The 14324-nt window shown below is 31.3% G+C and carries 15 protein-coding genes; 7 read left to right on the forward strand and 8 right to left on the reverse strand.

What is annotated here, in order from left to right; genetic code table 11:
• A partial coding sequence (locus BMZ09_RS14165; protein WP_090841975.1) for a dodecin family protein occupies positions 1-159 on the reverse strand: 159 nt, incomplete at its 3' end.
• Positions 160-281: 122 nt separating this feature from the next.
• Positions 282-1184, reverse strand: coding sequence for a NifU family protein (locus BMZ09_RS14170; RefSeq protein WP_090841797.1), 903 nt, complete (start codon positions 1182-1184; stop codon positions 282-284).
• Between the two features lie 258 nt (positions 1185-1442).
• On the opposite strand from BMZ09_RS14170, the gene BMZ09_RS14175 reads away from it, so the two are divergent.
• The 5 genes from BMZ09_RS14175 to BMZ09_RS14195 all read left to right on the forward strand — a co-directional run bounded on the left by BMZ09_RS14175 (position 1443) and on the right by BMZ09_RS14195 (position 6553).
• Positions 1443-2453: a PorP/SprF family type IX secretion system membrane protein gene (locus BMZ09_RS14175; RefSeq protein WP_090841799.1), complete on the forward strand. Its 1011-nt coding sequence runs from the start codon at positions 1443-1445 to the stop codon at positions 2451-2453.
• Between the two features lie 241 nt (positions 2454-2694).
• The gene (locus tag BMZ09_RS14180) at positions 2695-4857 is read left to right on the forward strand and encodes a histidine kinase (protein ID WP_090841801.1); all 2163 of its coding nucleotides are present in this window, start codon (positions 2695-2697) and stop codon (positions 4855-4857) included.
• Between the two features lie 2 nt (positions 4858-4859).
• Positions 4860-5231: a hypothetical protein gene (locus BMZ09_RS14185; RefSeq protein WP_090841803.1), complete on the forward strand. Its 372-nt coding sequence runs from the start codon at positions 4860-4862 to the stop codon at positions 5229-5231.
• A gap of 1 nt (position 5232) precedes the next feature.
• Entirely contained in the window at positions 5233-5967 is a 735-nt protein-coding gene (locus tag BMZ09_RS14190) for a LytR/AlgR family response regulator transcription factor (protein WP_090841805.1), read from the forward strand.
• Between the two features lie 70 nt (positions 5968-6037).
• Complete coding sequence (locus tag BMZ09_RS14195) at positions 6038-6553, forward strand: gamma carbonic anhydrase family protein (RefSeq protein WP_090841807.1); 516 nt, start codon at positions 6038-6040, stop codon at positions 6551-6553.
• 134 nt (positions 6554-6687) lie between these two features.
• Here the strand turns inward: BMZ09_RS14195 and BMZ09_RS14200 are convergent, their stop codons facing one another.
• Together BMZ09_RS14200 and BMZ09_RS14205 are read right to left on the reverse strand one after the other, a co-directional pair.
• Positions 6688-7053: a hypothetical protein gene (locus BMZ09_RS14200; protein ID WP_090841809.1), complete on the reverse strand. Its 366-nt coding sequence runs from the start codon at positions 7051-7053 to the stop codon at positions 6688-6690.
• A gap of 30 nt (positions 7054-7083) precedes the next feature.
• Positions 7084-7878, reverse strand: a complete 795-nt coding sequence (locus tag BMZ09_RS14205; protein WP_090841811.1) for a DUF2797 domain-containing protein — start codon at positions 7876-7878, stop codon at positions 7084-7086.
• 42 nt (positions 7879-7920) lie between these two features.
• On the opposite strand from BMZ09_RS14205, the gene BMZ09_RS14210 reads away from it, so the two are divergent.
• Positions 7921-9435: a GH3 auxin-responsive promoter family protein gene (locus tag BMZ09_RS14210; RefSeq protein WP_090841813.1), complete on the forward strand. Its 1515-nt coding sequence runs from the start codon at positions 7921-7923 to the stop codon at positions 9433-9435.
• 274 nt (positions 9436-9709) lie between these two features.
• Complete coding sequence (locus BMZ09_RS14215; protein ID WP_143067833.1) at positions 9710-10303, forward strand: hypothetical protein; 594 nt, start codon at positions 9710-9712, stop codon at positions 10301-10303.
• Positions 10304-10383: 80 nt separating this feature from the next.
• On the opposite strand, the gene clpX is transcribed toward BMZ09_RS14215, so the two are convergent.
• From clpX to BMZ09_RS14235, 4 genes are all read right to left on the reverse strand, one after another.
• Positions 10384-11616 (reverse strand): ATP-dependent Clp protease ATP-binding subunit ClpX, encoded by a 1233-nt coding sequence (gene clpX, locus BMZ09_RS14220; RefSeq protein ID WP_090841817.1) that lies wholly within the window; start codon positions 11614-11616, stop codon positions 10384-10386.
• A gap of 74 nt (positions 11617-11690) precedes the next feature.
• Positions 11691-12365 (reverse strand): ATP-dependent Clp endopeptidase proteolytic subunit ClpP, encoded by a 675-nt coding sequence (gene clpP / locus BMZ09_RS14225; RefSeq protein ID WP_090841819.1) that lies wholly within the window; start codon positions 12363-12365, stop codon positions 11691-11693.
• 140 nt (positions 12366-12505) lie between these two features.
• On the reverse strand, positions 12506-13834 hold the full coding sequence (tig, locus tag BMZ09_RS14230; RefSeq protein WP_090841821.1) for a trigger factor: 1329 nt from the start codon (positions 13832-13834) through the stop codon (positions 12506-12508).
• Positions 13835-13965: 131 nt separating this feature from the next.
• Positions 13966-14319, reverse strand: coding sequence for a phage holin family protein (locus tag BMZ09_RS14235; RefSeq protein WP_090841823.1), 354 nt, complete (start codon positions 14317-14319; stop codon positions 13966-13968).
• Between the last annotated feature and the right edge of the window lie 5 nt (positions 14320-14324).

Raw genomic sequence — 14324 nt, forward strand, 5'->3', positions numbered from 1 at the left:
AACAACTTCGCCATCTTTAACACTAGCACTTTGATCTTGTACATATACAGATCTAATGTTTTTAACGCTTTTAGAAGCATGCTTTACTGCTTTTTTAGTTGCGTCTTCCCAGCTTTTTTCTGAGTTTGATAATACTTCAATTACTTTTAATACTGCCATGATATTGTTTTTTTAAATTATTGATTCTTCCTTAAAATTACAAATATTAATACAATTATCAATAATTTGTGTGGGATAATAATTTAAAACAATAGATAAACAGTTTGTTTTATAGGTTGAAATTAACCATTTATAGCAACAACCGAATCAACTTTACCTGCTAACATTTCTTTTAGCATGTTTTCGATTCCGCTTTTTAAAGTATAAGTAGATGATGGACAACCACTACAAGCACCTTGTAAAATTACTTTCACAGTTTTTGTTGCTTCATCATAAGATTCAAATTGAATATTTCCTCCGTCACTAGCAACTGCAGGCTTAACATACTCTTCTAAAATGTTAATGATCTCTTTAGAGGTGTCATCAAGTGTTTCAAAATGTGCTTCAACTTTTTCAATCGATTTTTCTACAACTTCAGGAGCGTCTGGAGAAACAATTTCTTTTGCATCTTCAATATAAGTTCTTATAAATTCTCTTAGTTCAAAAGAGATATCACTCCATTCAGCGATATCATATTTTGTAATGGATACAAAGTTTTCATCAAAAAACACGCTTTTTACAAACGGGAAATGAAACAAAGCAGTTGCCATTGGTGATGGTTTCGCAGTTTCGATAGATGTAAATTCGTAAGATGCAGTAACTAATTTTTTGTTAGCCACAAATTTTAATACTGAAGGGTTTGGCGTGCTTTCCGTGTAAACGGTAACCGCAACTTTTTTAGTTTCAGCAGAATCAGACACAACCGATCCGCCTTCATTTAAATAAGATTCTATTTGTTCTGATACTTCATTTTTAACTGCATCCCATTCCACGATATTAAAGCGTTCAATAGCAATAAAATTACTAGAGATATATACTTTTTTTACAAATGGTAAATAGAACAGTTGTTGGGCTAAAGGAGAATCCTTTGCTTCGTCAATGTTGTTAAATTCAAAACTTTGATGTTTAGTTATAAACTGATTAAGTTCAAATTTAATTATAGTTGGATTTGAGGTTTCTTGAATTGAAACTTTGAAATTGCTCATAGTAACTTTTTTTTTGCAAAAATACTAAAGAAAAGTGTAGGTGTCTACTATATTTGAATTTTATAGAACTGTCAATTTTTAAAATTTTTATAGTTTATTTAAGAAAACATTTTTATCTTGAACCTTTAACTTTTAGGAGTGACGATTTAAGCAGTAAATTTATATATTTGAGACTGATTTGTACTTTTTAAGTTAAAAATGAGTTATAACCATAATAGCATTGCTATTTATTGACCGACCGACCTCGAAATAAGAATTATGAGATTAAAAAATGTATTTTTAATAGCAATTGTTGCTTTATTTAGCAGTCAATTTTCCACAGCCCAAGAGGGATTACCTATCTACTCTGATTATTTAACGGATAATTACTATTTAATTCACCCTTCTATGGCTGGTGCAGCAAATTGCGCCAAAATTAGAATAACGGGTAGACAGCAGTGGTTTGGAGATGATGATGCTCCTAAACTTGTTACAGCTAGTGTTAACGGTAGGATTGGTGATACACAATCAGGAATTGGAGCTATTGTTTATAGCGATAAAAATGGGTACCACTCGCAAACGGGAGCATACTTTACGTACGCACACCATTTAATGTTTTCTAGAAGTACGACGGATTTAAACCAATTATCTTTTGGTTTAAGTGCGGGAGCAATACAATATAAATTAGACGAAACTAGCTTTTTAGCTGATGGATTTGATCCAATAATTTCTGGAATAGAGCAATCTGCAACTAATTTTAATGTAGACTTAGGATTTTCTTATTTCTTATATAACTTTTATGCGCATGCAACTGTTAAAAACCTTTTGAAAAATGAAGGAGTTAATTTTAACGAGCAAGGGTTAAGTTATGATAATTTAAGAACGTACATTGTATCTGTAGGTAATACGTTTCAATTGGCAGGTAGCGATTGGAGTTTTGAACCGTCTGCAATGTTTATGTATAGAGATGCTACAGAAGAATCTTCTTTTGATTTAAACGTAAAAGCATACAAGCCAATGGATTTTGGTAAAGTTTGGGGAGGGTTGTCTTACAGACGTTCTTTAGATGGTGCCGAATTTGTTGATGGATCAGGAATTAGTAGTCAAAAATTACAATACATTACACCAATTTTAGGTGTAGAGGTTAATAACTTTATGTTTGCATATACTTATAGCTACCAATCTAACTCAGTAGTATTTAATAATGGTGGTTTCCATCAATTAACATTGGGGTATAATTTTAATTGTGGTAAAGCAAGATACAGTTGTGATTGTCCTGCGATCAACTAGTATAATCCTTATATAAAAAAAGCCTCGATTGTATCGAGGCTTTTTTTATGCCCAAAAGTTAAGCATGCTTTTTATTTTTTTGCTAACAATCTATAATGAGTGAACGGGTATGATAAATGAGTCAGTTTGGAATGTAAATGAGTTAAGTCTACTATTTAGTTCTATTTGATGGTTGTATCAGAAAAACGCATTTTATTTAATGATTTAAAGTGCGTAAGTTTATGTTTTATAAATATATTAAATGAAAAACCTTAAGTTATTACTTGCGCTTTTACTAGGTCTTATATCTCAGTTGGGAGTAGTTGCACAACAAGAGTTGGGTAAGCCCTTAGATGCCTCTTTTGAGGTGAAAGGGGTCGTGGTAGAAAGTAATAGTTTTAATCCTATATCTGGTGTTAATGTGCAAGTTAACGGAGGTGCTTATACTAGTACAACTATAAGTGGTCGGTTTAAGATTAAGGTTAAATATGAAGACGAAATCATGATAAGTCATAAAGACTTTCAAACCATTTACTATACTGTAAAAAGCAATGATGATATTAGGGTAGAGGTGGAAACGGTTGGTGATGATTCTGTGTCTTCCAAAATAGCAATTAAAGAAAGTAGTTTTAAAACAGCAATAGACTCAGCTTTATATTATAAGAAAATTTCAGCTGAAAAAAGTATTCAATTTATAGCTGATGGTCTCCCAAAAAGTAATTCGGTACAACAAAACGCAGAAGCTTTTCAGGTTTTAGGAGATGTTTATATGTATTGGAAACAATACGATTTGGCAATTACCAATTATAGGATTAGTTTAAATAATGTAAGCACTACTGATGTTAATTTAAAACTAGCAAAAGCTTATTTTTATAATAACAACCATCAAGAAAGTTTAGTAATATATGATCAATTAAAGACTAATAATTTATCCGAAAATCAAAAGGTAATACGCTACGAAGGTTTAGGAGATGTCTATGCTATGATTAACGAAAACAGTAAAGCTACAAAAGCCTATACTGAAGGTTTAAAAATAGCAACAACCAATAAAATTCAATTCAAAATAACCGATTTAAATTCTAAATTAGGTACCGTTTATAATACGGAAGGTGAAAAGAGAAAAGCAGAAGTGTTATTGGAAAACTCTGTTGTTATGGCTGCTCAGGAAAATAAAACTAGAGAAGTAGAACAGAAAGTTAAGTTTGCAGATTTCCAAAATGTAAATCAATCTTATGATGAGGAAATTGCAACTAGAAAAGAAATTATTAAAGATATAGATGTCATAGAAAAGGATTCTATTATTGCTAATGAAAGTAGTATTACCAAACAAAAGCAAAACTATAAAATTGGGAATGCTTATTTTTTGCAAAAAGACTATAAAGAAGCGATTCCGTATTTAGAAAAAAGTATAGAAGAAGCGGATAAAAAAGAAGATCTAACAGTTAAAAAGGATGCAACTAAAAAGTTGACTGATGCCTATGTGGAATCCGGTAATTTTAGTGAAGCTAAAAAAACCTTTGACGAATATGTAAAAACGGTTGATCAACTTTATATTAAAAAGGAACAGGAAATATCTCAAGCAGCGCGCTTTAATAAAAGCATTACAGAAAAGCAAAACCGAATTACAACACTAGAAACCGATCGTAAATTAACGCTAAGTCAAGTCGAGTTATCCGAAGAAAAAAACAAGAGACAACAGTTAATTATTTATTCTTTAATAGGTGGTTTATTCTTGCTAGCTTTAACTGCGTATTTAATGTACAAGTATATTAAACAGCAAAAATTGGCCAACAATTTATTAGCTTTAAAGTCTTTAAGAAGTCAAATGAATCCGCATTTTATCTTCAATGCATTAAACTCGGTTAATAGTTTTATTTCTACTAATGACGAGCGTACAGCAAATAAATACCTTTCAGATTTTTCAAAATTAATGCGCGCTGTTTTAGAGAATTCTGAAGAAGATTTTATTCCGCTTCAAAAAGAAATCGAATTGATAGAATTATATACCAAACTAGAGCATTTTAGGTTTAAGGATAAGTTTGAATATACAATAGACGTTGATAAAACTATAGATATCGAAGCATATCAGATTCCGCCTATGTTACTTCAGCCTTATATAGAAAATGCAGTCTGGCATGGACTACGTTATAAAGAAGACATGGGGTTATTACATATTTCGATAACCAAAAAGCAAAAAGGTGTTATTGCAATTACTATTGCAGATAATGGTATTGGACGTAAAAAGTCTAAAAGTTTAAAGACCGAAAATCAACAAAAGCACAACTCTAAAGGCTTAGGTAATATTAAAAAACGAGTATCTATTTTAAATCAGATGTATAAAGACAAAGTAGATGTGCTTATAGATGATAATGGGACTGAAGGAGATGTGGGAACTAAGGTGGTAGTAATTATAAAGAAGGATTAAAAATGAAAATTATAATACTAATTTCTAGTTTCTGTTTTTTGTTACTAGGTTGTAAATCTACCTATCAAAAAAAATGTCAAGAAACAGCATTAAGTCCACCTATTAGTATTAATTCTTATGAAGAGTTAATTAACTATGGTGATAATTTAAACAGAAAATTAGATTTAATAATTATGGATGGTATTCTTGTAGATGAATTTTTGTTGAAAAAATTTATTTTTAATAACCCAAATTATTATTTAGTATATTTCATTAATCTAGCAGACGTTAATACAAAAATATTAGATGGACCTCCAAATAGAATTTTGATTCTCAAGTCTAACCTATGTGGTAAATTAATAAAGAGAAAAGGACAGTACATAATACAAGAATAACATGACACTAAACGCAATACTAGTAGAAGACGAAGCCCAAAGTAGAGCAATACTAAAAAACTACTTAACCAAATACTGCCCTAAAGTCAATATTCTGGGCGAAGCAGCTAATATTAATGAGGCTTTGGAGTTGATTCGTACATTAGATTTGGATTTAGTATTTCTGGATGTAGAGATGCCTTATGGTAACGCATTTGATTTGTTAGACAAAGTTGGTGATCGTGATTTCGAAACAGTATTTGTAACCGCTTACAATAATTATGCAATGGATGCTTTAAATGCACACGCATCCTATTATTTAATGAAACCGATAGATATTGACGAGTTAATTAAAGCTGTAGACTATGTTTCCGAAATTAAGTCAAAGGAAGATGCTTTGCAGGACCAGGTCTTAATCCCAAAAACCAATACCGTAGCGGGCAAAATAACCATTCCACAACAAGACGGATTTGAAGTATTAAACACCAAAGACATATTGTATTGTAAAGCAGACGATAATTACACAGAGATCTATTTAAACAACAATAAAAAGAAAGTAGTTAGTAAGACACTAAAATATTTTGAAGACGCATTAACGCCATCAGGATTTGCACGTGTCCACAAAAGTTACCTTGTTAACGTGGGCGAGGTTGTTAAATACATAAAAGGAAAAGGCGGAAGTGTTGTTTTAAGCAACGGAAAAGAAATTATGGTATCTGCCTCTAAAAAATCAGACCTATTATCTTACTTTAAATAACCCAAGACACTAGTTTTAGTGTTTTGAGAAGCACAAATAAAAGTATCGAGAACAATAAAATAAATAACACATGCCAATTATAAAACCAGTAAACGGTAAAGCACCACAAATAACAGAAGATTGTTACATCGCAGAAAATGCAACCATTGTTGGAGATGTCCAAATAGGTAAGCAATGTAGTATTTGGTTTAATGCCGTATTACGCGGTGATGTTAATTACATAAAATTAGGAGATAAAGTTAATGTACAAGATGGTGCAGTTGTACACTGTACGTATCAAAAATACCCTACGATAATAGGTAATAACGTGTCCATTGGTCACAATGCTATTGTCCATGGATGTACAATTCATGACAATGTTTTGATAGGTATGGGAAGTATTGTAATGGATAATTGCGTTGTAGAAAGTAATAGTATTGTCGCAGCCGGAGCAGTTGTCACTCAAAATACAACCGTAGAGTCAGGAAGTATTTATGCAGGCGTGCCAGCAAAAAAAGTAAAAGATATTAGTCAAGAGTTAATCAATGGTGAGATAAACCGTATTGCTGATAATTACGTCAAATACTCCGGATGGTTTAAAGAGTAGTTTTTTTCCGCATTTAGCTTGCTAAAGTTGGGCGTTACCACAAGGGTCGCGTCGGAGTTTATCCTGAGCGTAGTCGAAGGGTTATATCTTTTTTTGCCATATATGGCAGCAAAAAAAGGATGCCATTACTACCGCTAACGCAGCATGTCGCAAGATTTAGATTCAATATTAAGGATTAGTTCTTCAACTGTGGATAGTGCATTGATGTCATCTTTAGATAAAAAGACGTCAAGAGTACTGTTGTTTTTGCTTAAAATAATCGGGTATTCAAAAGCGTGATTGGGGTGTTTGGTTTTAAACTCGTCCGTATGTAAAAACACAATATTTAAATTGGTTCTATTTCTAAAATCTTTCCAAATCGTATTTTCAGAAAATGTATTAAAAGTTAATGCGCATAAATTACAAGCATATGTTTTTGGGCTAAATAATTTATGCGCAATATCTATTGCCAGATTTTTAATTCCAGAGTCAGCATTGTAAACAAAAATTAATGTATTCATATACATTAAGTCGTTACACAATTGTAATAATTACAAAATAGTTATGTTAACAACAAGTCCTTCATTACTTCTAATATTACAAACAGTATCATCCTCAAAAATCAAATATTGACCTTTAATTCCTTTTAAAACACCAGTGTAATGTGCTGTTTTTGTAAAATTTAAAGACTTCGGTTTTGTTGGGTAGCGCAATACCGGAAATTCAATATTGGTTTCTTCATTATCTTCAATATAATACTGTTGGGCTTCGTCAGGAATGTATTGTTTCAGCTTATCACGCCATTCAATTAAATTTTCATCTTTAATCTCATTTTTTAACATCGTGCGCCAATTGGTTTTGTCACCAACATAATCTTTTAAAGCAACTTCAGTAATACCAGCAAGATATCTGTTAGGGACTTCTACAATTTCTATAGCTTCATGCGCGCCTTGGTCTATCCATCGTGTAGGGACTTGTCCTTTTCTAGTTACTCCAACTTTTACATTACTAGAATTAGCTAAATACACAATATGCGGTTTTAGTTGGACCTGCTTTTCGTAGTCTAAATCACGCTCTTCAATACCTAAATGTGCTTTACTTAATTCGGGTTTCATGATCCAATCTGCTGCTTGCGGGATCTCAAAAAAGCAACTTTTACAAAACCCTTGACGATAAATAGGCTTGTCTAAATGGCAGTTTAAACACTCGTATTTTACAAAACTAAATTCTAAGGTTTTGTTTAATAATTGATTAAGGTTTATAAAGTCATTTTTAAATACTAGATAGTAATTAATGGGTTTAGTAAACTCCGTTTGCATTTTTGTCAATACACCTTGGTAGGTCATAAAAAAAAGTATTATTTTTAAAACTTAAAGATACAAATAACTATGTCAATTCCTCTTGTTAATTCTATTGCTTCATGGTTTTTAAAGAAACGTTTTCATCAAATAGAGTTGTTTTTAAAGTATCCAAATGAGGTGCAACAAGAGTTGCTATTTAGCTTATTGGACATAGCAAAAGATACCGAAGTTGGTAAGCAACACGAGTTTGCTTCAATAAAAAACTACGCGACGTTTGCCAAACGTGTCCCCATCACAACTTACGAAGATTTTCAAGATAAGATAGAACGCTCTAGACAAGGAGAAAATAATATTTTCTGGCCTAAACCAATTAAGTGGTTTGCAAAATCTAGTGGAACTACCAATGCTAAAAGTAAATTTATTCCAGTAAGCACAGATAGTTTGGAGGATTGCCATTATGCAGCAAGTAAAGATTTGCTTTGCATGTATTTAAATAACAATGAAGACTCCCAATTATTTACAGGTAAAAGTTTACGGTTAGGTGGAAGTAAAGAATTGTATAAAGAAAACGGTACCGTTTTTGGAGATTTAAGTGCTATTTTAATAGATAACATGCCTTTCTGGGCAGAATTTAGTAGTACACCAAGTAGTAAGGTTAGTTTAATGAGTGATTGGGAAACTAAAATGGCTGCTGTGGTAAATGAAACCATTAATGAAAATGTGACTAGTTTGGCTGGTGTGCCTAGTTGGATGTTGGTGCTATTAAATAATGTATTAGACAAAACAGATAAAACAAGTTTGTTTGATGTGTGGCCAAACCTGGAAGTTTATTTTCATGGTGGGGTTAGCTTTAACCCATACATAGAGCAATACCGAAACATTTTACCTAAAAAAGATTTTAAATACTACGAAACCTATAATGCATCGGAAGGCTTTTTTGCTATTCAGGATCAAAACTACTCAGGAGATTTATTATTAATGTTGGACTATGGTATTTTTTACGAATTTATTCCAATGGATAATTATGGGACATTAGATCAAAAAGTCATTCCTTTAAGTGAGGTAGAGCTTAATAAAAACTATGCGGTAGTTATTACAACTAATGCTGGTCTTTGGCGCTATAAAATAGGGGACACAGTTAGATTTGTGTCTATTAGTCCGTATCGTATAAAAGTATCAGGTCGTACAAAACACCATATTAATGTTTTTGGAGAAGAGTTGATTATTGAAAATGCAGAAGATGCCTTAAAAAAGGTATGTAAAAAAACAAAATCAGAGATTGTAGACTACACTGCTGCTCCCATATTTATGGATGGTAAAGAGAAAGGCGCGCATGAGTGGTTAATCGAGTTTAAAACACCGCCTAAGGACATTGATTACTTTAATGAGTTGTTTGATAATGCACTTAAAAGTTTAAATTCAGATTATGAAGCGAAGCGTTATAATAATATGACCTTAAACAAACCAAAAATACATGTTGCTAGAACGCAGTTGTTTTATGATTGGTTAAAACAAAACAATAAATTAGGAGGGCAACATAAAGTACCAAGGTTATCTAATACACGTCAATATATAGACGAACTTTTAATATTAAATAAATAATAGAGTAACATTTAAATAAAGGGAGTGAATTTTTTTTTGTAAAGCGATTCTTTCGATTATCAAAATAACCTGCTATTTATTTGGTTATCAGTTAAATAAATGTTAATTTAGGCTTGCTATTAATCTGGCTTAAGGGAAGGTCACATTGAGTTTAATCAAAAAAACCACTTTAAACATTTGTCTAAAGTGGTTTTTTATTGTTTTTATTTAAAATATTGTAAAATAAATTTGTTTAACTTTAACTTGGAGTTTATAATTATAAATTTTAAACATTATGTCATTATTTAAAAAAATCACTTACCTATTCATAATCAGTATGTTTTTTGCTTGTTCTGATGAAAATCAAAACCAAAAAAATGAGAGTTCTATTGATAGTGTAGAGATTCAATCTAAATTCTTATTTAGAGAAGCATTGAAGGAATTAGATGCTAACTTTGAAAATTTTAAGAAAATTAATAATATAGAGCTAAGTGATGATTTAATTATTGGAAAAGAAAAAGATGGTTTTATTTTTAAAGATGATATTAAAAAACAATTAGTTATTTTTAAAACAAAGCGTATTGGTTTACTTACTGGTTACGATATAGTTGTATCGGACTTTAGTTTGTTAAAAGCAATTGACAATAACGGGTTTCCTATGTTGATAGTCAAAGGGTATTGTAATCAAACTAAAGAACCTTTAACTATCGGAATAGATGTTTTAAAATTAAAAGACGGTTACAGTTTAAGAGTGCAAGATCCAATCTCTAGTATTGTATGTAATGGATGCAGAAGAGGTTGTAATCCTAAACGTGATAGTGCAGGAGATGGTTATTGTACAGATTGTAAAATAACAAACAGTAATTGTTCTAAAACTGAAACTTTATAACTGGACAGTTATAATTAAAAATAAAAAACCACTTTAAACATTTGTCTAAAGTGGTTTTTTATTGTTTGTATACTCTTTAATTAAGAAACTGCTTTAAGTTTTTTAATTGTTGTTTTACTAAGCCTTTGCTCTGCGTATGCTTTTGTAACATTAAGTTTTTTAATATCGCCTCCAGGAAGCTCAAACATAGCGTCAGTTAGTATTTCTTCACATAAACTACGTAGTCCACGTGCACCAAGTTTATACTCGATAGCTTTTCCTACTATAAACTCTAAAGCACCATCTGTAATACTTAATTCAATATCATCCATTTGAAACAGTTTTTTATACTGTTTAATGATAGCGTTTTTAGGCTCAGTAAGTATCGCTCTTAATGTTTTACCATCTAAAGGATCCATGTAAGTTAAAACGGGAAGACGTCCAATTATTTCAGGTATTAAACCAAAATCTTTTAAATCTTTTGGGATAATATATTGTAACAGGTTGTCATGATCTACAACATCTTCTTTAATAGAAGCGCTATATCCAACTGCTTGCATGTTTAAACGTTTAGAAATAACACGTTCTATACCATCAAAAGCACCTCCTGCAATAAATAAGATGTTTTCTGTATTAACCTCTATAAATTTTTGGTCTGGGTGCTTACGTCCTCCTTTTGGCGGAACGTTAACTACAGTTCCTTCTAAAAGTTTTAATAAGGCCTGTTGCACACCTTCTCCAGAAACGTCTCTTGTTATAGATGGATTATCACTTTTACGTGCAATCTTGTCTATTTCGTCAATAAAAACAATTCCTTTTTCTGCTTTTTCTAAACTATAATCGGCAGCTTGTAAAAGACGTGTTAAAATGCTTTCTACATCTTCACCAACATAACCAGCCTCTGTTAATACTGTTGCATCAACAATTGCTAACGGGACATTTAACATTTTTGCAATGGTTTTAGCCATTAATGTTTTTCCTGTTCCTGTTTGTCCAACCATTATGATGTTAGATTTTTGAATCTCTATATCATCTGTAGTTGGTGGCTGTAGTAAACGTTTGTAGTGGTTATAAACTGCTACAGACATTACTTTTTTAGTGTATTCTTGACCAATAATATATTCGTCTAAGAATGATTTAATCTTTTTAGGCTTTTTAAGCATCATTTCTGCTGAAAGATCTTTGGAGTCTTCTTCCTTAGATTCTTCTAAAACAATTCCATGAGCTTGTTGTATGCATCTATCACATATATGCGCATCTAAACCGGCTATTAATAAGCTGGTTTCTGGTTTTTTTCTACCACAAAATGAACATTCTAATTCTTCCTTTGCCATCTTTTATAGTTAAAAGTGATTAGTTATAAGTTTCTGTGTTTTACAAAAACTTATAACTCACTATTATATAATTTTTACTTACGAGCTAAAATCTCGTCAATCATTCCGTACTCCTTAGCTTTATCAGCTTTCATCCAGTAATCTCTATCACTATCTTCATATACTTTGTCGTAATCTTGACCAGAATGCTTACTAATAATGTTATAAAGTTCTTCTTTTAGTATTAAGATCTCACGTGCAGTAATTTCTATATCACTAGCTTGTCCTTGAGCACCACCTAAAGGTTGGTGAATCATAACACGAGAGTGCGTTAAACCACTACGTTTACCTTTAGCTCCAGCACATAATAAAACAGCACCCATAGAGGCAGCCATACCTGTACAAATAGTAGCGACATCTGGTTTAATAAATTGCATTGTATCATAGATACCTAATCCAGCGTAAACACTTCCTCCTGGAGAGTTAATGTATATCTGAATGTCTTTATTAGCATCTGTACTTTCTAAGAACAATAATTGTGCTTGAATAATATTTGCTACTTGATCATTAATTCCTGTTCCTAAAAATATAATCCTGTCCATCATTAAACGCGAAAACACATCAAAAATAGCGATGTTCATTTGACGCTCTTCAATAATGTTAGGCGTTAAGTTAGTAGGATACATACTACTAATAATTTTATTGTAATATGTACTACTTATACCTTGATCCTTTATAGCGAATTTTTCGAATTCTTTTCCGTAATCCATAGTTTGAATAAGTGTTATTTTTATTGAAAAAATTAGGCGTTGTTTAGTCTTGCTAAACAACGCCTAAAGATAATGATTATTTTGTTAAACCTGTACTAATACAATCTTATCAAAATGATAAAAACAAAAAGTGAGGTTTATTATTTGTCACCGTAAACTTCTTTTACAAAAGCTTCATAAGACATTTCTTTAGCCTTGATGTTTGCTTTTTCTTTGTAAAGGTTAAGTAATTTTTGACTTACAACTTGTTCAGAAATACGTCTTACTTCGTCTTGATTACCTAATACACGTGCAGCAATATCATCTAATTCTTTATCAGAAGGATTAAGTTGTCCAAACTGTGCCATTTGCATTTTGATCATGTCTTTAGCATTAGTTTTTACGTCTTCAAAGTCTACTTTAAGATCATTGTCTGCCATTAATTTACCTTCGATAAGTTGGTAACGTAAGCTTTTTTCTGACTTTTCGTATTCTTCTTTTGCAGTCGCTTCATCCATTTCCTTTTCACCTGCTACTTGCATCCATTTTGTAAGGAATGCTGCTGGTAAATCAAATTTAGTATTGTCTACTAAGTATTCTGTAACATCGTTTAATAATTTTTGGTCAGATTGTTGTACAAATTGCTTTTCAGCATCTTCCTTAATCTTCGCTTTTAATTCTGATACAGATTTTACACCATCTTTACCAAATAATTTGTCAAATAACTCTTGGTCTAAATCTGCTAACGCACGACTATTAATTTCGTTAATTGTAAAAGTTACCTCGATGTCTAATCCATGTGCATCATCATGTGGTACTTTTAAAGCATTCATTAACTCATGATCATCTGCGTATAATCCTTTAGTTTTTAATGTAATAACATCACCAACTTTAGCACCGATAAATTTCTTTTCAGTTGCTTTACCTTTAAATTGATCTAAAGTTACAGTTAGCGTATTGTCTATTTCTTTTTCTTCGTTTTTGAAGGTTCCAGTAATTTCGCTATCCTTTTTAACTTCAGTTTCAGGAGTAATTTTTCCGTATTGTTTTTGGATGCGTTCAACTTGCTCATCAATCATTTTATCATCAGCAACGATGTTATAATGTGTAATGGCTTTTTTACTTGTTAAATCCACACTGAATTCTGGAGAAAGACCTAATTCAAATTCAAATGAAAAAGAATCTGAATCCCAGTTTATTTCGTCTTGTTGTTTAGGTAATGGTTGCCCTAACACATCTAATTTTTCTTCAGCTAAATATTTGCTTAGTGCTTCTTGAAGTATTTTGTTTACTTCGTCAGCTAATACAGATTTACCGTATTGTTTTTTTACCATTCCCATTGGTACTTGACCTTTTCTAAATCCTGGGATGTTAGCTGTTTTTCTGTAGTCTACTAATATTTTTTCAACTTTAGCGCTATAATCTTCTTTAGCGATATCTATTTTTACTACAGCATTTAATGCATCAATGTTTTCTCTTGTAATATTCATTATAAATGATATAAAGCCCTAAAATGGGCATTAACACTAGTTTTTTTTAATTAAAAAGGTGTGCAAAAGTACTACTTTTTTATAGTATTACAAAGTTTTTAACATGTTGTGTTACAGACTATTTTTAAGATTTAATTTGAATCTTTATCTGTTTTTAAAAACGATTGCAGTAACCATTGTAAAAGGGATAGTAAAATACTAAATAAAATAGCGGTCCATATACTGGATACAGCAAAGCCATCTATAAAGTTGTCTGCTAGTAAAATAATTAGCCCATTGACTACAAATAAAAACAAGCCAAGTGTTAAAATTGTAATGGGTAATGTTAGTAATATTAATATGGGTTTGACCAATAGATTTAATAAAGAAAGTACTGCAGCCACAATTATAGCGGTTGTGTAATTATCTATGGATACACCGTTTAATATATTGGCTATAGCAAATACGGCTATAGCGTTTAGTAGTAATCTTATAATAAGTTTCATAAACT

The organism is Olleya namhaensis (assembly GCF_900114005.1).
Taxonomy (GTDB): domain Bacteria; phylum Bacteroidota; class Bacteroidia; order Flavobacteriales; family Flavobacteriaceae; genus Olleya; species Olleya namhaensis.